This window comes from Thermoactinomyces daqus, assembly GCF_000763315.1.
In the GTDB taxonomy this organism is placed as follows: domain Bacteria; phylum Bacillota; class Bacilli; order Thermoactinomycetales; family Thermoactinomycetaceae; genus Thermoactinomyces_A; species Thermoactinomyces_A daqus.
In genome coordinates, this window is the sequence record NZ_JPST01000028.1 from 85,532 (window position 1) to 106,061 (window position 20,530).

The window sequence follows — 20,530 nt, forward strand, 5'->3', positions numbered from 1 at the left end:
GGTCAAATCCACCTCTGAAAAAACACATATCCCATCATTTCCTTCCAGCGATTCCAGACTGACGGCTCGTTCGTATACTGAACAACTAACGGAGCCGAACCAATCAGCTGATCATCGAGGAATATACGGGCAGTTCCCACCTGCATCCGATTTTGCTCCACCAGATGGAGCGGATACGTGATCACAGGTTCCACGGTAATCTTTTTCCGTTCATCCACGGTAAGCGGATATCGGTATGTAATTTCCGAGACGACGCGAAATTTCTGATCATCTTCTGTCATATATTCCTTCCGGAGCAAATCCTGTCCCTTGACAAGCACAGGCAGCAAATCGTAATGGTTAAAGCCGTATTCCAGCATGTTCATTGAATCTTTCCAATCATCCCCGTCATTCAGGGTGACGGTGATCAACTGATGTCCGTCCTTCGTTGCCGATGAAACGAGTGTCCTGCGCGCTTTCTTGGTATAACCGGTTTTCACTCCATCAGCCCATTTGTAAAAGCGGAGCATTTTGTTTTTGTTATAAAACTTGCGATGCCATTTTTCACCCGGCCAGGGAACCGTTTTGACCTCTGTCTTCACAATCTCCTGAAAAATGGGGTTTTTCAAAGCATAAGCGGTTAAAATTGCCAAGTCCCAGGCGGATGAGTAATGTCCCGGCATATCCAAACCGTGCGGATTGACGAAATGAGTGTGTACCATCCCCAAATAAGCAGCTTTCTCATTCATCATATAAACAAACCCTTCAAGAGAACCGCCAATATGTTCGGCGATTGCTACAGCGGCATCATTGCCCGATCGCAGCATGAGACCGTAAAGCAGGGTGCTTAATGGGATTTTTTCCCCCTGTTTCAGATAGATGGATGAGCCTTCCACTCCCGCCGCATTGGGGCCGACGGTCACGAGTTCATTCATTTTCCCGTTCTCGATGGCAATAATCGCTGTCATGATTTTGGTCAGACTGGCGATCAGCATCTCTTTATCCGCATTTTTTTGATAAAGAATCCTCCCTGAAGTGGCATCGTACAATATCGCTGCCTGGGCACCGGGGGCTAAATCCTGTTCAGCCCATGCTTGCTTGATCCCGGGTGATCCGTTTAAAAGCAACATAAAGAGGAGTATTCCGCATCCGACCCGTTTCAGCAACATGACTCACCCCGCTTTCAGTCTGGGTTTGTACCCATATATATGAAAAGGGGGACAAGAATATACAAATAAAAAACGACACTGCCTGAAAAGACTGTGTCGTTCTTCCAATCCTATTGCATCGGGGAATACCCGTTTTCTTGCCCCTGGTTCTTCTTGCGCCCGAGATTTTTAATCTGTTCAAACACGGATGGAGCCAAATCGATAATCCGGTCATATAAATGGGTGGTACCGTCCATGTTGAGCAGGCGGACTCCTTTTTCACCAACGACGATAAAAGCGACCGGAGTAATGGAAACGCCTCCACCGCTGCCGCCTCCAAAGGGGAATTTGACGCCGGCGTCATCCTCATTTTGGCCTTTTCCCTGTCCGCCTCCGTGCCCCCGGCCATCCCGGTCTTCTTCGACTCCTTTAAACTCGCTGCCTCCGGCGGCAAAACCAAAGCCCACTTTTGAAACGGGAATGATCACATGGCCGTCCTGCGTCTCCACCGGATCGCCGATAATCGTATTCACATCAACCATTTCCCGGATGTTTTCCATCGCTGTCTGCATTAAGCTTTGAATTGGATGTTCTGCCATGTTGTCCGTTCCCTCCCTGTCCGCATATGGAGTAATAAACGTTTGGCACCAAGGATAGCATGCCCAACCCGGAATCGGATTATACTGTGAAAATAGGTTTCCAAGACCTCACGATTAAATTCGGGGTGAATCGTTAACTGCGGGGCTTCCCTCCAACGGGTATACTGGCTGAAAAAACCGATCAACGTGGTTTTGATTCCCCATGCGACCCCCGTTAAAATGCCCGATTCCGCTGCATCACCCGTGCCGATTTTCGTCACCCATGTCAGCTTTTCAAAGGTGACTTTGCTTAAAAACCAGCGGATCGTTTTATGAAACTGGTCAAAACGCTCGACAAATTCGTGATAGTAAAAACGAAACTGTTGAAACGTCCGCCTGTTCAGCTTCACTTTTCCTTTTTCCTTCGCCATTTTGGCCGCGGTCGTCTGCCCTTTGACCGTTCCTTCCACCTGCATCCCTTCATCCATGCCTGTCCATTTCACTTCCGGAAGATTCACGCGGAAACGCACCAATCCCCCCAAGGCAGAAATCTTTATTTCACCTCTGTCATTTTTGTTTTCGCGCTTATATAAAATTTCGATTCGTACGCTGGTAAACCAGATAAGAACAACAAGAAGAACCAGAATTCCTGCCATGATGAGAAACAGAACCAACCCCATCACCTACCATATTCCGTATTTTTGGCAAGATGACCGGGATCTATACAAGAAATTTTAATCTTCTGCGGAATAGCGGCGAATGATCGTCAAAATCTCATCCGGATTCTCCGCATGAATGATTTTATCCACGTTTTCCTCTTCACGGAGCAGGCTGGCAAGCTCCGCCAAAGCTTTGAGATGGAGTTGGTTATCTTCAGCAGCCAGCACGATAACCAGATGAACCTCTTTCCCCATGCCAAAGAAAACGCTCTCTTTCAGACGCAACAAACTCATCGACAGTCGGTTCACACCCGCTTCCGGTCTCGCATGGGCAATTGCCACATGAGGAGTAAGTACAACATAAGGCCCCAGTTTTTCTATGATTTCAATCATCGCCGACACATATTCTTCGCGGATCAAACCTAGCTTCAGAAGCGGTTCCGCTGCCGATTTTATGGCTTCCTTCCAATTGCTCACAAAATCTTTCAATACAATCGTCTCTCGGGTGATCAAATGATGTAACAAGCGACGTTCTCCTCCTTAAAAAAGAACCCCCGGAAAACCCGGATGAACAAAAATTTCATATCTGCGCCCATCGTTTGCACCAAAAAACGGGCAACAACCAAAGGCTCTGTTTGACCTGATTCTCTTTTTTTGCCTTCAATCCTTCCCCATTTTCAATTAAAAAAGAAAACGGTTGCACGAAACCGAAAACCGAGCAAACCCCGGAAAGGAAGCGGGGTTCCCTGACTGGTTATCAGGAACTCAAAGAGGAAGAAGATGCCCTGCCAGCTATGCATTTTACAGAAAAAAGGGGCCGATGATGGCCCGCTAAAACAACTTTTTTAAATTTCGACCGAAGTCGGCTCTTCATCCCATTCATCCGGCCCGGCGGTCTCTTGGTCGACTTCCATTCCCAGACGCGCAAACAAATCGCGGCGGTCTTGTTCCCATTCCTGCCAATCGAAAATGGAATCGGCCGGCGGCAATTCATCGAGGCGATTAAGCCCGAAGTATTCCAGGAATTCTTTTGTAGTGCCATACAGGATGGGACGTCCCGCCCCTTCCGCCCTGCCGACATCTTTGATCAGCCCTTTGCGCTGCAACACCTGGATGACACGTTCGCTCTTGACGCCGCGAATTTCCTCAATCTCCATTCTCGTCAGCGGCTGACGGTAGGCCACAATCGCCAATGTTTCCAGAGCAGCCCGGGATAAACCGCTGCGGCTGGGCGCTTGAGCCAATTTCTCAAAGTACGGAGCGTGTTCGGGAAGCGTAGTCATCTGGTAGACTTGAGCCACTTTGACAATCTGGATGCCCCGTCCCGCTTCTTTCAGGTCAACACGCAGTTCATGAATCAGAAGTTCCGCCTCATGTTTAGACAATCCCGTTGCTTCGGACAGTTCTTTCAGGCTCAGTCCCTCGTCTCCTGCCGCAAAGAGCAAGCCTTCGATCACTGGTTTCATTTCCGGCTTCATCCTAGCTCACCCCGATCTCCAGTGGTTCTATCAATATTTCACCGAACAAGGTTTGTTGCCTGCAAACGATTTTCTTCAATTTCATCAGCTCAAGCAAAGCCAGAAACGTCGTTATCACCCGTTCTTTGCTGACCGTTCCCCAATGCAGAAGGTGGGTGAAAAACAGTTGCCCTTTTTGCAGCAATTCCTGATGAATCTCCTCCATTCGCTCGCTGACGGAAATCTCCTCCCGCGCGACTTTGGCCATCGGCTCCTGTGGCTGCCTGTTTTTCAGCGCCTCGACAAACGCTTGCAACAGATCATCGGGAGTCAGTCCTTCGACCGGGTTCACTTCAGGCGTATAGGGGGTGAGATCGAGCGGAGGTCGTGAAAATACTTTGCTCCGCTCCGCTTCCTTCTGCCTGAGCACTTCCCCCAAACGCTTGTAGCGCTTATATTCCAGCAGTCTTTCCACAAGCTCTGTCCGGGGATCGTCAAACCAATCCTCTTCTTCCGTCATCGAAAAATCTTCTTCGATCAGCTCCTGTTTGGGTAAAAGCATTTTGCTCTTGATGGCCAAAAGTGTGGCGGCCATCACCAAAAATTCGCTCGCTACTTCCAGCTCCCGCTCCTGGGCAGCCGTAATCACCTGCACATACTGATCCGTGATTCGTGCGATCGGAATCTGATAAATATCGACTTCCGCTTTTTCAATCAAGTGCAGCAGAAGGTCAAGCGGCCCTTCAAACATATCGAGTTTGATTTTTACATCCACCGCTCAATCCCGTCTTTCTTATCGGTTTAACTGATGCAGCAAATTTGCCATTTCGATTGCGCTTACTGCCGCTTCCCAGCCTTTGTTGCCCGCTTTTGTTCCTGCGCGCTCAATTGCCTGTTCGATGTTTTCCGTGGTTACAACCCCAAAAATGACAGGCAAATGGTGACGCAGGCTTGCCGCTGCCACCCCTTTGGAAACTTCGTTGCAAACATAATCGTAATGGCTGGTCGCCCCGCGAATGACGCAGCCCAAAGTGATGACGGCGTCATATTTCTTCGATGCGGCCATTCGATCGGCTGCCAACGGAATTTCAAAAGCCCCTGGAACCCAGGCGACATCGATGTTCCGCTCTTCTGCTCCATGGCGTTTTAAGGCATCCAATGCGCCTTCCAGCAGTTTCCCGGTAATAAATTCGTTGAATCGGCTCACCACAATCGCAAATCGTTTTCCTTCTGCAACCAGATTTCCTTCAAAAATGTTTGCCATAACAGTATCCTCCCACTTTACAGGTGCAACAGATGCCCCAGCTTTGTTTTTTTGGTTTCCATATATTTGCGGTTCACTTTGTTTGGCGGCAGTTCAATCGGGACAACCTCTACCACTTCGAGTCCATACCCTTTAAGTCCTGTAATCTTGCGCGGATTATTGGTCATCAGTCGTATTTTGCGAACCCCAAGATCACGCAGGATTTGAGCCCCGATTCCATATTCCCTGAGGTCATCGCGAAATCCGAGGCGCAAATTGGCTTCAACAGTATCCAGACCTTCTTCCTGCAATTTATACGCTCGCAGTTTGTTTAACAGGCCGATGCCGCGCCCTTCCTGCCGCATATATAAAAGAATGCCCGATCCCTCTTCTTCGATCTTCTGCAGAGCCGCGTGCAACTGGGGACCGCAGTCGCAGCGCATTGATCCGAAGACATCGCCCGTCAGACACTCCGAGTGAACGCGGACCAAAACCGGCCGGTCCGGATCGATCTCGCCTTTGACCAGGGCGACGTGCTCTTTGTAATCCACATCATTGGAATAGCCCACCATCGTGAATTCGCCGAATTCCGTCGGCATGCGAACCGACACTTCGCGATGGATCAATGTTTCTTTCTGACGTCTGTACTGAATCAGATCCTGAATCGTGATCAACTTCAGGTCAAACGTGCGCGCCAGCTCGATTAAATCGGGGACGCGGGCCATCGTGCCGTCCTCCTTGATCACTTCACAGATGACTCCGGCCGGATAAGCTCCGCAAAGCCGGGCCAAATCGACAGCGGCTTCCGTATGCCCCGCTCTTCTCAGCACGCCGCCTTCTCTGGCAATCAACGGAAAGATATGACCAGGACGGCGGAAATCATTCGGCCCTTTTTTCTCATCGATGAGTTGTCCAATGGTATCGGCCCGTTCAAATGCGGAAATACCCGTAGAGGTATTCATGGCGTCCACCGAAACCGTAAAGGCCGTACCGTGCCGGTCGGTATTGTGGCTTACCATCATCGGCAAGTCCAGTTCTTTCGCTCTTTTCTCTTCAAGTGGAACACAAACCAGTCCCCGCCCATGAGTGATCATGAAGTTAATCACTTCGGGCGTTGCTTTTTCCGCGAGTGCCACCAGGTCCCCTTCATTTTCCCGGTCCTCGTCATCGACAACAATAATGATTTTTCCTTGTTTCAAATCCGCAAGCGCTTCTTCAATCGTATGAAATGACATGTACTCTCCCCCCTTAACCGATAAACCCTGTCTCTTGTAATTTCTCCACACTCAAAGAAGTTGACGGGGAACCGGATCGTTTGTTCAGATGGTTAACAATGTACTTGCCGATCATATCCACTTCCACATTCACCTTGGTTCCAGGGTGGGCCTCACTCAGCATCGTCTCCTGAATCGTGTGGGGAATCACGGAAACGGTAAAGAAATCATCTCCCGTTTCAACGATGGTCAAACTGATGCCGTTCATGGCAACCGATCCCTTTTCAACCATATATTCCGTCAGATGCGGATCGACTTGAATGCGAAACAGAACCGCATTTTCATACGGTGTCCGGGCGACAATCGTCCCGACTCCGTCGACATGCCCCTGCACAAAATGGCCTCCCATGCGCTGTCCGGCGGCAACCGCCCGCTCCAGATTAACGGGAGATGAAAGGGTTAATTCATGCAGATTGGTCCGTTTCACGGTCTCCGGCATCACATCGGCGGTAAAATAATCCGCCCCCAACTCCGTAACCGTCAGACAAACGCCGTTTACGGCAATACTGTCTCCCAGTTTCGTCCCTTCCAACACTTTTTGACAAGTGATGGCGATCGTCATCGTGAGGGGCGTTTTCTTTATGTTTCGCACCCGGCCCACTTCTTCAACGATTCCAGTAAACATGTCACCCATCCTTTCCTGTCTCTTGGTCTACATATCCCATGATGAGAAAATCCTCGCCGATCCGTTCAATATCGAGGTCGCGCAACCGGACGGCATCGGCCATCCGCTGCGGATTGGATCCGGCGATGGCGGAACGGCTGTCTTTTCCCCCGAGCAACTTGGGAGCCAGAAAAGTAATCACTTTCTGCACATGTCCCCCGGAAAGAAAGGAGGCATTGATTTCACCCCCGCCCTCCACAAGCAAGGACAAGATTCCCTGTTCACCGAGAAAGGCCAGCATGGCATCCAAATCCACACGCGGACCGCGACCTGCCGTGATCACACGCACCCCCTTCTCGCTCAGACGCTTTTCAGCCTTGGGATCTTTGCGCTCGGTGGTAAAAATCCAGGTCGGTGCCTCGGCCACATCCGTCACCAGCGCATCGGGCGGAGTGCGAAGCGTGCTGTCCACAATGACACGCAAAGGATGATTGGCCGCTTCGCCACCCAGCCTTACAGTCAACCGGGGATTATCCGCCAGCACGGTTCCGCTCCCGACAAGAATGGCATCATACCTGCGGCGCAAATCGTGAACACGGGCTCGTGCTTTTTCTCCCGTGACCCATCGGCTGTCCCCGTTTTCGGTGGCAATCTTTCCATCCAGGGTGGTTGCCATTTTCAAGGCAACAAAAGGTTTGCCCGTGCGCCGATGGTGAAAATAAGCTTCATTCATGCGCAGGCACTCCTGTTCGAGAACGCCTGAAACCACCTCGATCCCGGCTTCGCGCAACCGGGCGATTCCTTGGCCTGAAACCCTGGGATCAGGATCAAGCGATCCGATCACAACCTTGCTGATCCCGTACTCAATTATTTTTTCCGTACATGGCGGGGTTCTCCCGAAATGGTTGCAGGGCTCCAGCGTAACATACAAAGTAGCCCCTTTCGCTTCCTCCCCTGCCATGTTCAGGGCGTGCACCTCGGCATGTGGCGTCCCGGCCCGCAAATGGGTCCCGACACCAACCATCCGGCCATTTTTTACCGCCACAGCTCCCACCATTGGATTTGGAGAGGTCTGCCCTTCCGCCGATCTTGCCAGATTGACGGCCAACTTCATCCAATGCTCATGTGTTTCCATGGGTCTCTCCTTACCTTGAGAAAATAAAAAACCTCGAATTCGCTTGAAATTCGAGGCAGAAATCGGAAGAAGCAGGCGGTGTACCGTTCAATATCAAGGCATGCAGAAATAAACCTTTAACCTCCGCTTTTAAAAAACAGCGATCAAAGGGTACACCAGTCCCATTCATCCTTCTCCCATCCAGACTATACTGTCGGCTTCGGAGTTTCACCGAATCCACCGCAAAAGCGGGTCACGGGCTGAGATCGCAACGAATCGCCATCATCACCGCCGGTCGGGAATTTCACCCTGCCCCGAAGGATGCAAGATACAATCATTCAATTGTTCACCTTCTATGAATGAGTATAGCCCAACAAGAAAAAAATGTCGAGCGCGTGTTCATGTTGCCATTAAAAAACGGGAAGGAATCATCCTTCCCGTCTATTATTCCATTCCATCTTTAATGGGTGATCCCCTCTTCAGGAATCAATACCGGCCGCTTTTTTCCCCAAGGGGTGCCAACTTGCATGCAGAGATAGGAGAGAACGCAGAAAAAGACCGAAATAATCGTGCTGTGAACCATTTCCGGCACCAGCTTCCCTCCTGTCAAAATGATGATGACACCACTCACCGCCTGCAAGGTAATCAAAATCAGCGCCATGATGCTTGCACGAACCAGGTCTGTTCGCGCCCGATAACTCCGCAGGACCAAGATCATGAACAGGAGAACGAGAATCCAGAGGGAAAACGCCCCAAATCGGTGCAACATCTGAATCCCCGCAAGTGAACTGAGATTGGGAAGATAAAGGCCACCGCAAAACGGGAATGAATACCCACAAGCCATGGTCGCATCGGTATGCCGAACCAATGCCCCGGTATAAACAATGACATACGTATAAGCGGAAAGTGCCCAAACGGCCGTTTTCATCCGCTGTGAAACCGGGAAGACTTTCTTCCCGACTGTTCCCTGCCTGTTCTGGAAGAAGTGGACGGTCAACAGAACCACACTGGCAAAAGTAATGAGAGAAAAACCGAAATGGAGCGCCAGCGCGAAGTTTTTGGAAAAGGTTTCCTCAAACACAACTGTCAACGCTCCCAAGGCACCTTGCAAAACGACAAAAAACAGGCTCATCCCGCTTAAGATTTTCGCCCGCTGATCCTTTTTAAACCGGAACCAGATCCACACCGTCAGCAGCAGGATAAAAAACCCATCAATTCCCGAAATAATCCGGTGACTATATTCAATCACAGTATCGACCGGCATCGACTGCGGGATGAGTTGTCCATGGCAAAAAGGCCAGGAACCGCCGCACCCCCGGCCCGATTCAGTCGCGCTCACGATCGCTCCCATCAATACCATCAAATATGCGCCCATTGACGTGAAAACCGCCAAAATGCGCAGCAAACGTTGTTCGTTCAAGATAACTCCCCCCTAATCAAGAGGCGATTCGCCTCTACCATCTTACCACAGTCTGAACCTGGTCGTTTAATTTTCAGGAAACAGGCACAAACTTCTCACAAATGGGGAGGATGATGCCTCAATGCCCTGGGAGGGATACCACGGAAAAAGCTGCTTCGCGTTCCATTGCCGCAGCATCATCGAACTTCCCTTCAACTCCTGATCATTTCAAGCTCCGCTGCCGGAGCGTTTTTTAAAAGACGCTTCGGAATCACATCATGGGAGATCAGATCTTCATACGTTTCCCTCTTCACAACCAATTCCGCCTGCCCGTTTTGCACAAACACGACAGCCGGCCGTGGGAAACGGTTATAGTTGCTCGACATGGAGTAGTTATAGGCACCCGTACAGGGAACCGCCAGCAAATCGCCTTGTCTCACCGCAGGAAGAGGCAGATCCCAAATCAACATATCTCCGCTTTCACAGCATTTTCCGGCAATCGAGACCACTTCTTCCGCCTCTTCTAGCGCCCGGTTGGCCAAAAACGCCTCATACTTCGCCTGATATAAAGCCGGACGAGGGTTGTCCGTCATCCCCCCGTCGACAGCCACGTATTTGCGCACCCCGGGAACTTCTTTCACCGTGCCCAGCGTATACAGCGTCGTTCCCGCCGTTCCTACAATCGCCCTGCCCGGTTCAATCCAGATCTCCGGCAGGAAGGGGAGACCGGCAAATTGCTTTTTCATCGCGTCCGCAATTATGTTTACATACCGTTCGACCGGTTGGGGATGGTCATTCTCATCATAGCGGATGCCAAACCCGCCGCCCATATTGAGCACTTTCGTTTCAAAGCCAAACTGTCCGTAGCTGTCCTTGCACAACCCGGCCATCTTTTCGGCTGCCAGTTCAAATGCTTCCGTCTCAAAGATTTGTGAACCGATATGGCAATGAAACCCTTCCAGACAGAGATGTCCAGCCTCTTCCGCCATCCGAACACCTTGGAGGGCCTGGCCGCTTTCCAGATCGAATCCGAACTTGGAATCGGCCTGACCCGTTTGGATATACGCATGTGTATGCGCCTCCACTCCCGGGCTCACCCGGAGAATGACGCGGGCCACTTTGCCCTTGTGCGCGGCAATGGCCTCCAGCATCTCCAATTCAGTGAAATTGTCTGCCACAAAGAGTCGAATCCCGGCGTCCAGCGCCAGTTCGATCTCTGCCGGGGATTTATTGTTTCCATGGAAATAGATTCTCTCTGCCGGCATTCCGGCCCGCAGTGCGGTAAACAATTCTCCTCCCGAGACGACGTCGAGCAGCAATCCCTCTTCATCGACCAGCCGGCACATGGCAAGTGTGTTGAAAGCTTTGCTCGCATATGCGACCCGAAAGGGAATCATCGTCTCTTTTGCCGCTTTGACGAAATTACGCATCCGGCTGCGAATCCAGGCCTCGTCCATCACGTAAAGCGGCGTGCCAAACCGTTTGGCCAGTTCCACCGCATCGCAGCCGCCGATTTCCAAATGCCCAGCTTCATTGATTCTGCTTGTTCCGTGCAGGTACATGCTACCGACTCCTTAATTTATGTTTATCCACTACTATACGACAAATTGAAGCAGAAATAAACAGAAACTTTTTTCCGCTTTAATTAATTAAAGAGCCGGTAAGAATGCCGATACAGACCGGTTCCTTCGCTTATGGACGGGACGGGGTCTTCGGAGCGCGCCGATAGTGATCCAGAATCAGTTGCACCGCCTTGGTGGTAACCGGAGCCCCCAGTTCCACGCCGTCCTTGCGTCCCATCTTCCCTATATCCCCGATTCCCACAACAAAGGGAACGGCAACTTCATTCAACACTTCAACCGTATCGCCGAAAATCCTGAGAGGGTGGCGGTATTGGGGCCGGCCGAATTTATCCACGCTGTTCGCTGTGAGTTGTCCCCAGCGGTTCACCGTGACATGGACAGGGGTTCCTTTGCTGTTTTTGCAGTTTGAAGCTACGGCGATCGCCCCCAGCACTTCAATGTCCGGATGTGTCGCCACATATTTCAGCGCCTGTTCGCCCACCCCTTCTCTTGCCAAACCGCAATCATCAAACATGACCAATACAGGATCATTCGCAGCCTGTTTAATCAATTCCACCAGTTCCGGGCCGCTCAAATGGCTCGGATTTCCCGCCGACAATGAAATGCAGCGGCCTCCGACCCGCCGTGCCGCCACCTCCAGGCTTGTCTTGGCTGCCTGATCTCCGTCCGTCACCAGGATTACTTGCCTTCTTTCCATAATATCAACCTTTGGGTTTAAAGATCACAGCCGTTAAAAAACCAAAGATAATCGCTGCGGAGATCCCGGCGCTGGTGATCTCAAAAATGCCTGACAATACCCCGATAAGTCCGTGCTTTTTTGCTTCCATCAATGCCCCGTGCACCAGCGCGTTGCCAAAACTTGTGATCGGGACAGTGGCCCCGGCCCCGGCAAATTGAATCAAAGGCTCATATAAACCCAAGCCATCCAATACCGCTCCTGCCACCACAAGCAAACTCAGAGCATGAGCCGGCGTCATATTTGTTCCGTCAATCAACAGCTGCCCGACGACACAGATCAATCCGCCGACGAGAAAAGCCGCCCAAAATGAACCCATTAGCAATTCACATCCTTTCATTTAAAACTCAAAAAACAGCCATTCAAACAAAGAACCAGCCACTTTCCCCATCGTCATGGCCATAATCAGGTAAACGAGGTGCACCTGCATCTTCAGCCGTTTGGCCATAATGGGAATCACATTGACCACCTCGGTCAAGGCGGCAGCCAGCATACCGATGAAGATCCCCATAAACACCCCCACCACACCTGCAATTACGCGTGGCAAGGAAAAAGAATAGTCGCGAAAATCCACCCAGGTAAAAAAAACGACGCCGAACACAATCGCATACTCGTACAGCATAATCGTACGGAACGTCCGCGTCATTTGAACGAGCCGCGGAACAATATCCAACACGGTGATAAAGGCGACGAAACCTCCGCCGACGGCAATTCCGCCGGACAGGCCAATCACCATCAGAATCAAATCAATCAGGATTTGCATGGGTCGTTCGCCCCATTTTTTGTTTTTCATCATGGATAATGTATTGTTCCATTGCTTCCTGATACAAAAACACTTCCAGTTCCATCGGACTGGGTTCTTCATTGAAACGGCGTTTGAACAAGCGGTTAAAAAACAGAATCATGCCTGCCCCGATGCCGATCGAATAGGGAATTTGCAAAAGCAACGGATGTTTGTCATGAATTCCTGTCAACATATAATAGATCCGGGCGTGCACCTCTTTCATGCTCACATCGGCATGGAAGTTCATGATCGCCAGTCCGGAACCGATAAACAGAATGAGCATCACAATTGCCACCGGCAACCGTTTCGGCATCGGATCCGGGGTTTTGATCTCGATCAGGGTTTGTGTCGGCCCTATGTGCCACACATCCAGCTCCGGTTGCCTCTCTTTGATCAAACGCATGATGTGAACAGCATCAACCAAAGCGTAATTTCCATTCTTCAATGAAGCCGTATGAACAGGCAGGTTTCCCAGATACCGGTATGGTTCATCCGCCACCAATTGACAGATATCCTTTAACCGGATGACTTGCTCCGGATCAACTTCGATCTTTTTCCTCAATCTCACATATACAGTCGGCTTCACGGGAAACCTCCTTTCCACCAAGGATGATCCTTTAATAGTATGCTTCTTTTTGACAAGAATATAAAAAACCGTTCTCGGCGCTTTCATTGACTTCTGTGAAAATATGCGTTTCCCTGACCTTCCCGTGCATTTTCCACACGTTCTCATGTTTCTCTGCTCAGATCAAGTTCTTCCCGCATCCGGGCGATGATCTTCTTCTCCAGACGGGAAACCTGAACCTGGGAGATTCCAAGCCTCTCGGCCACCTCCGATTGGGTTTGGTCCTTGAAAAAGCGCAGGTAGACAATGAGCTGTTCCCTTTCGGACAAACGGTGAATGGCCTCTTTAATGGCCAGCTTGTCAAACCATGACGTAACCGGTTCATCGGCAATCTGATCCATCAGCGTAATCGGGTCGCCGTCATTTTCATAAACCGTTTCATGAATAGAGGCTGGAGCGCGATTCGCTTCCTGCGCGAAGACGATCTCTTCCGGCTCCACCCCGATTTCCGCGGCAATTTCCTGGATGGTCGGAAGCCGGTTCAGCTTCTTGGAAAGCTCATCTTTCGCCTTGCGCACTTTATTGGCCATCTCCTTGAGCGAACGGCTCACTTTCACCATCCCGTCATCGCGTAAAAAACGCTGAATCTCACCGATAATCATCGGGACGGCATACGTGGAAAATTTCACATCATAGCTCAGGTCAAATTTATCGACGGCTTTCAGCAAACCGATACAGCCGATTTGGAAGAGATCCTCGGCCTCGTAGCCGCGATTCAGAAAACGCTGGACAACGGACCACACCAGACGGATGTTGTGGCTGATCAGACGGTTTCTCGACTCCATGTCCCCTTTTTGACTGTCGAGGATCAGTTGTTTCACTTCATCGTCAGAGAGATGGCTCAACTTATGGTTGCGAATGTCTGCTTCCATGGACATCCCTCAATTCGCCAACGACTTTTGCCGGCTTTTCAGATATTTAACCATATGAACCGTCGTGCCGTGTCCCGGCTTGGAATGGATGATCACTTCATCCATAAAATTTTCCATGATGGTGAAACCCATCCCTGACCGCTCCAGCTCAGGCTTGGAAGTATAAAGGGGCTGCCTGGCCAAATTGACATCGGAAATCCCCACACCTTGATCGGAAATGGTAATGCTGACGCGCTCCCCATCGATTTCCGTGCGGATGCAGATGATTCCATCCCGCTCTTCATACCCGTGAATCACGGCATTTGTGACCGCTTCGGATACCACCGTCTTGATATCGGTCAATTCCTCCACCGTCGGGTCCAATTGCGAAACAAAGGATGCCACGGCCACGCGGGCAAATGCTTCATTTTCCGATCGACTGGAAAACTTGAGCTCCATCACGTTTTTTCCCGACTCTTTCATGACGCCACCCCACAAGCGAGAATCGCGCTATGTTCATCTTCGTATGTAGGTACAATCTTGAATAATCCCGACATTTCCATCAGGCGGTGCACGGACGGTTGAATCGAGCAGAGCAACATTTTCCCTCCCAGTTGCGATACTTTTTTATAACGGCCGAGAATCACCCCGAGACCGGAGCTGTCCATAAAATCGAGATCGGCCAAATTGAGCACCAGATGGGAAATCGACTCCTGTGCCAATTCGCGCTCGATGGTATTTCGCACTTTTTCCGCCGAATGATGGTCCAATTCTCCCTGAAGCCGGACAATCAACACACTTTTAAAATGCTTTACTTGAATATTCAGGCTCATAACCGTACTCCTCTCTCTGTTTTAATCCCCTATTTCTACACCCTTCTTTGCTCTTCCTCCCCGGCAGAAAATAACAAAAAAATCGAGGATCTCCGACATCAAACGGAACTCCCCGATCCGCGTTGTTAATCTTGTTCCCTGATATTGCCCGGCAGATAGAATACGTCTTTCAATACTTGTTTCAGCGAGGACCAAAGATTCGCCTTTTGTACATCGACCGCACTGACCAGTTCCAATTCCGCCTCTACCTTCCCGTCCTTGAGAAATTGGACTTTTCCCAGAACGTCTCCTTTGGAAATGGGAGCCTTTAATTTTCTCCATTCCCATTTTTGCTGATAGTCGCTGATCTTTTCTCCCTTTTCCATCAACAGGCTGAACGGCTGGTTGGCGCGGATGCGAACCACTCCCGGGTCTCCTTTTTCGATCGCTTTTTCGGCAATGACAGCTCCTTTTTTATACAACAAGTGACTTGTATAGCGGTTGAAAGCATAGTCCAGCATATCCGAGACTTCCTTGTTGCGCGTTTTTGCATCCGGTTCGCCCATCACTACGGCGATGACGCGAAGATGTTTCCGCTGGGCGGTTGCCGACAGGCAAAATCTCGCCTCGGAGGTAAATCCTGTTTTCAGCCCGTCGAGTCCGGGATAAAAACGAACCAATTTATTGGTGTTTACCAGCCAGAACGGTTTTTTGCTGTTTTGTCTGAGGTAATCCTGATAAACCCCGGTATACTGGGTAATGCGCGGATGTTTCAACAATTCGCGCGAGATGATCGCGATGTCATAAGCGGAGGAATAATGATTGTCTGCCGGCAGGCCGTTCGAGTTTTGAAAATGGGTATTTTTCAACCCCAATTCACTCGCTCTTTTATTCATCATCGCGACAAAATTTTCTTCCGTCCCGCCGATATATTCAGCCAAAGCGACTGAAGCATCATTTGCCGAAGCGATCGCCACTCCTTTTAACAGATCATGCACACTCATCTGTTCGCCCGGTTCCAGGAAGATTTGCGTTCCGCCCATGGAGGCGGCGTATTCGCTCACCCGAACCTGGTCCTTCAGGGATATCTTTCCTTCATCCACCGCTTCCATCACCAACAACATCGTCATCAATTTCGTGATGCTGGCAGGGGGCAACGGTTTGTGGCTATTCTTCTCAAACAGCACCTTACCCGTGGATGCATCGATCAACACCGCAGATAAGCTGTTTGGCGCCAGATCCGTTTCCGCCCCTTCAGCAAAGGCGGTCGTATGCGCAAACATCAATGGCAATGTTACACTGATGGACAAGATGAACCTGCTGAACTTTTTCAGCATTCCACATTCCCTCCTATGCAGCAGTGTTCTTAGTGTGAGCAGGCGTTTGGAAAATTATTCCCAAAAAATATCCCAAGTCTTTTTGGATAACCCGGGGACGGAAAAAAGCCTTCCCCACTCGGCAGGGAAGGCCTTTTTCTGATTGAGATTATTTGACTTTCGACAGTTCGACCCATGCTTCTGAGTCATTTCGGTTTGCCTTTTTCACAACAAGTTTTACTCCGTTGTAAGGCAAAATTTTTCCTCCGTCGGGGTTGTACGGGCTGCTGTAATCATTCCCGTCAAAAAATACGGGCACACCCGGCAGGGAATCGTATTTCATGTATGAATCCGGATACGTAATATCAATTGGCACCGTCGGCTTCCAGCCAAATGCGGCATCCGCCAGCTGGTAGCGAGTCGAGCCGACCGTTCCGTCGTTCCAATAAAATCCGAACTGATGGGCGTCGACAAGTCCGAGGAAGCCTTCGCCCGGATGGAGTCCGGTCATGTTGTCATCTCCCCAACGCCCGTCGTAATACCAGACGAGCATTCCGGGATTATAAACCAGGAAGCTGTTGTTGCGGCGGATATGGGCCAATCCCTGATCCACACCGTTGTGGTTCCGCCATTCCACAAGATAATAGTTCGGGAATGGGATTTTGGAACCGTCAAACACTTTAAACCCGTCCAAGGTAAATTGCGGCGTGCCTTCGGCATCATCGTGGAACAGCGTTTGGCCGTTGTCCGACACGTCGATATTATCCACATAGAATCCTTCTTTGGCCAGACCGATGTCCGTCACATACTCAAACGTCAATTGAATCTTTTTGCCGGCAAAAGGGGTCAGATCAATTTGGTCATTCACCCATTTTCCATCGGTTGAATCGGTGTATTCCTTGACTGTGACTGGCTGGTCCGCACCATCTGCTTTCACCTTCAGATACAGGTAATCATAATTTGCCTCAATATCTCTCCAGGAATCAAAGGAAAGTTTGGGTGATTTGGCATTGGTCAGGTCAATCACCGGAGAAGTCATACTGGTATCAAGCGAATTTCCTTTGGTGGAGAAATACGATTTTTTGCCCAGCGGCTGGGTTGGCGGATCGACCAGACGATCAGGCAGGTCGATTTTCAGCATTTTTCCGCGCTTGGTATTCGCCACGGCTTCTTTCAGGGGGAATGTCCGGTGACCGTAGAAATTCTTAAAGTCAATCACGGTTGGAACCGGCCAGTTGCCACCGTAGGTTTCATGGAAGAACAGTTTGTCGTAAGGGCTGAACCCCGTCGGCTCCGTTCCGGGAACCTTGCCCGCCCAACTGCCGTAAGACATGATGGACCAGGCTTCCACAGGAGAGCCCGAACCGGTGTAACCCGTGTCGTATTCATCGGGCAAACCCAGGTTATGGCCGTATTCGTGGGCAAAAACACCTGCTGCCCCGTCTTCGGGTTGAATGATGTAATCATACGCTTTTAGTTTTGTTCCGGGGATTGGTACAGGTGCCTGTCCGATCACCGAACGGTGGGACCAGATCGCATCGGGGCCCAACTGACCGCCGCCCGCTTCTTCACCCATGCCGGAGTGGACGATCATGAGGTTGTCCAGCAAACCATCTGGTTCCATTACATTTCCGTCACCGTCGAGGTCGTAGGGATCACGTTGATCGTACTCTGACTCATGGCCGGCAATCAGCTTGCCCACTTCCGTCAGTGTTTCCTTGACCAGATCCCGAGGACGGGCGTCGTTATCTTCGTAATCCCCGACTTTTATGTGTTCCCCGTAGTATGCGGCATTGTGCTGCGCTTCAATCCACGGGGTGATCTTCCCGGAAATCGACCAGTAGCCTGCCGACTGTTGCTGGTAATACTGGGTGAAAGAAATCAGTTTCTTGCCATCGTCCGTGGTATAGCCGTCTTTGCTGAAGAGCAGTTTTTGATAATGCTCAGGGCTGAAATCCTTGGTCCAGAGGGATGTGCCGTCATCGTTCGGCGGAATCTGATTATGTTTGAGATCCGGAAACTCGATCAGAGCGACCACGGCATTATCGGAAAAATGATTCTTACCTGTCTTTTTCGTCGACTCCTCTTTGAATCCGGCAACTTTCTTGTCCATTTTCTTCTGGAAAGCTCTTCTGTTTTTGAACGCCCGCTTACCAAAAGAAGATGACGTATCGATTCCGTCTGTTTTGCTGAACGGGGTCTTTCCACGAGAAACATAGTTTTGAACCGCTTTTTCAATTTCCTCCGGCGAAGCGTCTTTGCTTAATTCTTATTGAACTTCATACCGCTCCCCCTTCTCTAAACAAATAGAAAAGACAATACAATTATAAATGAATTTAGTATTTTTTCAATATATATTTTTTAGACCTGTTAATAAGCCCCATACTGTATGTATTCATGGAAGGATTTTGGGAAGCCGGCAGGGACTCAATCCCCGACAGGCTCCTGTAAACAAACTGATCCGTTTATATCCTGCTGCTTTTCTCCTTCCATTTCCGCTCTGCCTCTTTTCCCATCTTTTTCAACAGGTCAATCAGCTTTTCCTTTTCTGCCGGAGTAAGTCCGCTGACGGCTTCGTGCAGATTTTCCGCATGCTTTGGGGCGATTTCCTCTATGGTCCTTCTCCCTTTCTCCGTCAGTTTTGCATAGATGACGCGGCGGTCGGTCTGGCAAGGTTCCCGAATCACCAATCCAGCTGCCACCATTTTATCAACGACATAGGTGACTCCCCCGCTGACCAGAAGCAGGCGGCTCCCGATTTCATTCAGCTTCTGCGGCCCTTTATGGTATAAAAGTTCCAATACGGCGAATTCCGTCGGGTTAAAGCCAAACTTTTTGCAAGAACCGAAGGAATGGGTGGAAACACTTGAATAGGAACGCGCCAAAACACGCAATAAATGCATAGATTGTTCAATTTCTCCGTTCTTGATCAAGACCACATCCTTTAAAACGAGTTGTTGTAATTTGACAAAACATAGCCGCAAATTATATAATTATCACAAAATTTATTATATCAAATTTGAAATAATAGTCAATGAAGGAGCGAATCGCATGAAAATATTAATATTCAGCGGCAGTCCCCGCAAAAACTCCAATTCGCAGAAAGTGGCCGAGACCGCCTTCCATTTTTTTAAATCCAGAGGCATCGATGTGCTGTTGTATGATTTGAGCGCTCACGTATTGCCCATATTCAACGGAGAAGAAGAGACCTTTGCCCATCCGGAAGTAAAGCATCTGCAAAAAATCGCGGAGCAGGCGGACGGCTTTTTCTTTTGCACACCCGAATATCACAACGGGATCAGCGGCGCCTTAAAAAACGCGCTTGATTTTTTGAACCGAAGCCATTTTGATCAAAAGCCGGTCTCGCTCACGGCGATCAGCGGCGGGGGCAAAGGGGGGATTAACGCCCTCAATAATCTGCGCCTGGTGATTCGCGGCGTCGGGGGACTGGTGCTGCCAGGCCAATGCGTCGTGGATAAAACCGATCTTGACGACACGGGTGCTGTTCATGAAGCCGTCAAGGAACGCTTGGCATCAGTCACAGAAGAATTGATCCACTATACTGCCTTGTTGCAAAAAAAGCAATCGACTGCAACTGATTGAAAAGGCTTACATCATATACTGAAACCTCTTTTCGTCCAAATTCGGGGATGAAAAGAATCGGATGAGGATCAAGGTCCCTCTTCTTCCTTCGTTTCCAATGACCTGGCCTGGTGCCCTGCTTCCGGCAAACGTTAAGAAAAAGCCACAAGGAGCGATCCCCCCCCTTGTGGCCGAAACCATTAAAATTAAAGCGCTTTCATTTTTATGGGAGATAAAATTTTTCAGTCATATTCGCAGTAAAAGCCGACCCGTCCGGCGCCGTATATACCTTCATGCTTTTGTTCACTTTTCGCATCAGGAGCGGCAGTTGATGATGCAGAATGCGAGTGGATAATTGCTTGGCAAGATAAAGGCCGAATGATTCCGTCGATGATCCGCGCAAACGCAGGGAGGTTCCCTGAAGCAGGGATGGTTCCCTTTTCAACAGTTCAATCGCCAGTTCATGGCCGTCCAGCGCAGCTTCTCCCCCCGATTGTCTTGCTGCCTCCAGGATCTTCAATACTTTTTCCTCCAGACCCAACTCTACCCAGTAATCCATGGAGATCCCTCCTTTGCCTCTGCTGCACGGGCTGAATTTTCAAAAAACGACTTCGAGTCAGGCAGGCAAATTTGTTCCCTTTATGTATATTTCGGCAAATCTTCCTTCTTCCCTCTTTTGCCTTTTTTAAAGGGAAAAAAGCATAGTGATTGCTAAAAATAATTGCATTTTTTCTCATAAAAAAATCCAGCCCTCTTCAGAGGGCCGAGATTGATGACAAACCCCAC

General features: G+C 49.9%; 24 protein-coding genes and 1 riboswitch. Of the genes, 1 reads left to right on the forward strand and 23 read right to left on the reverse strand.

From position 1 onward, the window contains the following. Nucleotides 1-2: 2 nt before the first annotated feature. The 22 genes from JG50_RS0112580 to JG50_RS0112685 form a co-directional block, all read right to left on the reverse strand. Entirely contained in the window at nt 3-1,148 is a 1,146-nt protein-coding gene (locus JG50_RS0112580) for a D-alanyl-D-alanine carboxypeptidase family protein (protein ID WP_052154287.1), read from the reverse strand. Between the two features lie 110 nt (nt 1,149-1,258). Further along, a complete protein-coding gene (gene ytfJ / locus JG50_RS0112585; protein WP_033101462.1) occupies nt 1,259-1,726 on the reverse strand; it encodes a GerW family sporulation protein in 468 nt (155 codons plus the stop codon). Then, nucleotides 1,699-2,385 carry a DUF2953 domain-containing protein gene (locus JG50_RS18910; RefSeq protein WP_081943912.1) on the reverse strand — a complete coding sequence of 229 codons (687 nt, stop codon included), beginning with the start codon at nt 2,383-2,385 and terminating at the stop codon, nt 1,699-1,701. The genes ytfJ and JG50_RS18910 overlap by 28 nt, the downstream gene beginning before the upstream one ends. A gap of 54 nt (nt 2,386-2,439) precedes the next feature. After that, nucleotides 2,440-2,889, reverse strand: coding sequence for a PTS sugar transporter subunit IIA (locus JG50_RS0112595; RefSeq protein WP_033101463.1), 450 nt, complete (start codon nt 2,887-2,889; stop codon nt 2,440-2,442). Nucleotides 2,890-3,209: 320 nt separating this feature from the next. Beyond that, the gene (gene scpB / locus JG50_RS0112600; protein ID WP_081943917.1) at nt 3,210-3,830 is read right to left on the reverse strand and encodes an SMC-Scp complex subunit ScpB; all 621 of its coding nucleotides are present in this window, start codon (nt 3,828-3,830) and stop codon (nt 3,210-3,212) included. Between the two features lie 13 nt (nt 3,831-3,843). Next, complete coding sequence (locus JG50_RS0112605; protein ID WP_033101465.1) at nt 3,844-4,596, reverse strand: segregation and condensation protein A; 753 nt, start codon at nt 4,594-4,596, stop codon at nt 3,844-3,846. Nucleotides 4,597-4,614: 18 nt separating this feature from the next. Continuing rightward, nucleotides 4,615-5,085 carry a 6,7-dimethyl-8-ribityllumazine synthase gene (gene ribH, locus JG50_RS0112610; protein ID WP_033101466.1) on the reverse strand — a complete coding sequence of 157 codons (471 nt, stop codon included), beginning with the start codon at nt 5,083-5,085 and terminating at the stop codon, nt 4,615-4,617. Between the two features lie 17 nt (nt 5,086-5,102). Further along, complete coding sequence (locus tag JG50_RS0112615) at nt 5,103-6,299, reverse strand: bifunctional 3,4-dihydroxy-2-butanone-4-phosphate synthase/GTP cyclohydrolase II (RefSeq protein ID WP_033101467.1); 1,197 nt, start codon at nt 6,297-6,299, stop codon at nt 5,103-5,105. A 13-nt stretch (nt 6,300-6,312) separates the two neighbouring features. Then, nucleotides 6,313-6,963, reverse strand: coding sequence for a riboflavin synthase (gene ribE / locus JG50_RS0112620; protein ID WP_033101468.1), 651 nt, complete (start codon nt 6,961-6,963; stop codon nt 6,313-6,315). A 1-nt stretch (nt 6,964) separates the two neighbouring features. Beyond that, nucleotides 6,965-8,077, reverse strand: coding sequence for a bifunctional diaminohydroxyphosphoribosylaminopyrimidine deaminase/5-amino-6-(5-phosphoribosylamino)uracil reductase RibD (gene ribD / locus JG50_RS0112625; protein WP_033101469.1), 1,113 nt, complete (start codon nt 8,075-8,077; stop codon nt 6,965-6,967). A gap of 164 nt (nt 8,078-8,241) precedes the next feature. Next, nucleotides 8,242-8,382, reverse strand: a riboswitch (FMN riboswitch). Nucleotides 8,383-8,516: 134 nt separating this feature from the next. Next, entirely contained in the window at nt 8,517-9,476 is a 960-nt protein-coding gene (locus JG50_RS0112630) for a COX15/CtaA family protein (RefSeq protein ID WP_052154289.1), read from the reverse strand. Nucleotides 9,477-9,667: 191 nt separating this feature from the next. Beyond that, nucleotides 9,668-11,017, reverse strand: coding sequence for a diaminopimelate decarboxylase (gene lysA / locus JG50_RS0112635; RefSeq protein ID WP_033101470.1), 1,350 nt, complete (start codon nt 11,015-11,017; stop codon nt 9,668-9,670). 130 nt (nt 11,018-11,147) lie between these two features. Beyond that, nucleotides 11,148-11,735: a stage V sporulation protein AE gene (locus JG50_RS0112640; protein WP_081943913.1), complete on the reverse strand. Its 588-nt coding sequence runs from the start codon at nt 11,733-11,735 to the stop codon at nt 11,148-11,150. Between the two features lie 4 nt (nt 11,736-11,739). Then, the gene (gene spoVAE / locus JG50_RS0112645; protein WP_033101471.1) at nt 11,740-12,093 is read right to left on the reverse strand and encodes a stage V sporulation protein AE; all 354 of its coding nucleotides are present in this window, start codon (nt 12,091-12,093) and stop codon (nt 11,740-11,742) included. A gap of 21 nt (nt 12,094-12,114) precedes the next feature. Then, nucleotides 12,115-12,537, reverse strand: coding sequence for a stage V sporulation protein AB (locus JG50_RS0112650; RefSeq protein WP_033101472.1), 423 nt, complete (start codon nt 12,535-12,537; stop codon nt 12,115-12,117). Next, nucleotides 12,521-13,144 carry a stage V sporulation protein AA gene (locus tag JG50_RS0112655; RefSeq protein WP_033101473.1) on the reverse strand — a complete coding sequence of 208 codons (624 nt, stop codon included), beginning with the start codon at nt 13,142-13,144 and terminating at the stop codon, nt 12,521-12,523. The genes JG50_RS0112650 and JG50_RS0112655 overlap by 17 nt, the downstream gene beginning before the upstream one ends. A gap of 143 nt (nt 13,145-13,287) precedes the next feature. Next, nucleotides 13,288-14,055, reverse strand: a complete 768-nt coding sequence (gene sigF / locus JG50_RS0112660; RefSeq protein WP_033101499.1) for an RNA polymerase sporulation sigma factor SigF — start codon at nt 14,053-14,055, stop codon at nt 13,288-13,290. A 9-nt stretch (nt 14,056-14,064) separates the two neighbouring features. After that, the gene (spoIIAB, locus tag JG50_RS0112665) at nt 14,065-14,517 is read right to left on the reverse strand and encodes an anti-sigma F factor (protein WP_033101474.1); all 453 of its coding nucleotides are present in this window, start codon (nt 14,515-14,517) and stop codon (nt 14,065-14,067) included. Then, nucleotides 14,514-14,867: an anti-sigma F factor antagonist gene (spoIIAA, locus tag JG50_RS0112670; RefSeq protein ID WP_033101475.1), complete on the reverse strand. Its 354-nt coding sequence runs from the start codon at nt 14,865-14,867 to the stop codon at nt 14,514-14,516. The genes spoIIAB and spoIIAA overlap by 4 nt, the downstream gene beginning before the upstream one ends. Before the next feature lie 125 nt (nt 14,868-14,992). Continuing rightward, on the reverse strand, nt 14,993-16,183 hold the full coding sequence (locus JG50_RS0112675) for a D-alanyl-D-alanine carboxypeptidase family protein (protein ID WP_033101476.1): 1,191 nt from the start codon (nt 16,181-16,183) through the stop codon (nt 14,993-14,995). Nucleotides 16,184-16,331: 148 nt separating this feature from the next. Continuing rightward, on the reverse strand, nt 16,332-18,275 hold the full coding sequence (locus JG50_RS0112680; RefSeq protein WP_052154291.1) for an immune inhibitor A domain-containing protein: 1,944 nt from the start codon (nt 18,273-18,275) through the stop codon (nt 16,332-16,334). A gap of 352 nt (nt 18,276-18,627) precedes the next feature. Further along, entirely contained in the window at nt 18,628-19,095 is a 468-nt protein-coding gene (locus JG50_RS0112685; protein WP_033101477.1) for a MarR family winged helix-turn-helix transcriptional regulator, read from the reverse strand. A gap of 118 nt (nt 19,096-19,213) precedes the next feature. Here JG50_RS0112685 and JG50_RS0112690 point away from each other — a divergent pair, with 118 nt between their 5' ends. Then, a complete protein-coding gene (locus JG50_RS0112690; RefSeq protein WP_033101478.1) occupies nt 19,214-19,765 on the forward strand; it encodes an NADPH-dependent FMN reductase in 552 nt (183 codons plus the stop codon). A gap of 202 nt (nt 19,766-19,967) precedes the next feature. Here JG50_RS0112690 and JG50_RS0112695 read toward each other — a convergent pair whose 3' ends face one another. Then, entirely contained in the window at nt 19,968-20,303 is a 336-nt protein-coding gene (locus JG50_RS0112695; RefSeq protein ID WP_033101479.1) for a hypothetical protein, read from the reverse strand. Between the last annotated feature and the right edge of the window lie 227 nt (nt 20,304-20,530).

What these genes read in the sequence shown, in the direction of transcription:
- JG50_RS0112580 (WP_052154287.1), bottom strand. Translation starts at nt 1,148, where the DNA reads ATGTTGCTGAAACGGGTCGGATGCGGAATACTCCTCTTTATGTTGCTT.
- ytfJ (WP_033101462.1), bottom strand. Translation starts at nt 1,726, where the DNA reads ATGGCAGAACATCCAATTCAAAGCTTAATGCAGACAGCGATGGAAAAC.
- JG50_RS18910 (WP_081943912.1), bottom strand. Translation starts at nt 2,385, where the DNA reads ATGGGGTTGGTTCTGTTTCTCATCATGGCAGGAATTCTGGTTCTTCTT.
- scpB (WP_081943917.1), bottom strand. Translation starts at nt 3,830, where the DNA reads ATGAAACCAGTGATCGAAGGCTTGCTCTTTGCGGCAGGAGACGAGGGA.
- ribH (WP_033101466.1), bottom strand. Translation starts at nt 5,085, where the DNA reads ATGGCAAACATTTTTGAAGGAAATCTGGTTGCAGAAGGAAAACGATTT.
- JG50_RS0112615 (WP_033101467.1), bottom strand. Translation starts at nt 6,299, where the DNA reads ATGTCATTTCATACGATTGAAGAAGCGCTTGCGGATTTGAAACAAGGA.
- ribE (WP_033101468.1), bottom strand. Translation starts at nt 6,963, where the DNA reads ATGTTTACTGGAATCGTTGAAGAAGTGGGCCGGGTGCGAAACATAAAG.
- ribD (WP_033101469.1), bottom strand. Translation starts at nt 8,077, where the DNA reads ATGGAAACACATGAGCATTGGATGAAGTTGGCCGTCAATCTGGCAAGA.
- lysA (WP_033101470.1), bottom strand. Translation starts at nt 11,017, where the DNA reads ATGTACCTGCACGGAACAAGCAGAATCAATGAAGCTGGGCATTTGGAA.
- JG50_RS0112640 (WP_081943913.1), bottom strand. Translation starts at nt 11,735, where the DNA reads ATGGAAAGAAGGCAAGTAATCCTGGTGACGGACGGAGATCAGGCAGCC.
- spoVAE (WP_033101471.1), bottom strand. Translation starts at nt 12,093, where the DNA reads ATGGGTTCATTTTGGGCGGCTTTTCTCGTCGGCGGATTGATCTGTGTC.
- JG50_RS0112650 (WP_033101472.1), bottom strand. Translation starts at nt 12,537, where the DNA reads ATGCAAATCCTGATTGATTTGATTCTGATGGTGATTGGCCTGTCCGGC.
- sigF (WP_033101499.1), bottom strand. Translation starts at nt 14,055, where the DNA reads ATGGAAGCAGACATTCGCAACCATAAGTTGAGCCATCTCTCTGACGAT.
- spoIIAB (WP_033101474.1), bottom strand. Translation starts at nt 14,517, where the DNA reads ATGAAAGAGTCGGGAAAAAACGTGATGGAGCTCAAGTTTTCCAGTCGA.
- spoIIAA (WP_033101475.1), bottom strand. Translation starts at nt 14,867, where the DNA reads ATGAGCCTGAATATTCAAGTAAAGCATTTTAAAAGTGTGTTGATTGTC.
- JG50_RS0112675 (WP_033101476.1), bottom strand. Translation starts at nt 16,183, where the DNA reads ATGCTGAAAAAGTTCAGCAGGTTCATCTTGTCCATCAGTGTAACATTG.
- JG50_RS0112680 (WP_052154291.1), bottom strand. Translation starts at nt 18,275, where the DNA reads ATGGACAAGAAAGTTGCCGGATTCAAAGAGGAGTCGACGAAAAAGACA.
- JG50_RS0112690 (WP_033101478.1), top strand. Translation starts at nt 19,214, where the DNA reads ATGAAAATATTAATATTCAGCGGCAGTCCCCGCAAAAACTCCAATTCG.
- JG50_RS0112695 (WP_033101479.1), bottom strand. Translation starts at nt 20,303, where the DNA reads ATGGATTACTGGGTAGAGTTGGGTCTGGAGGAAAAAGTATTGAAGATC.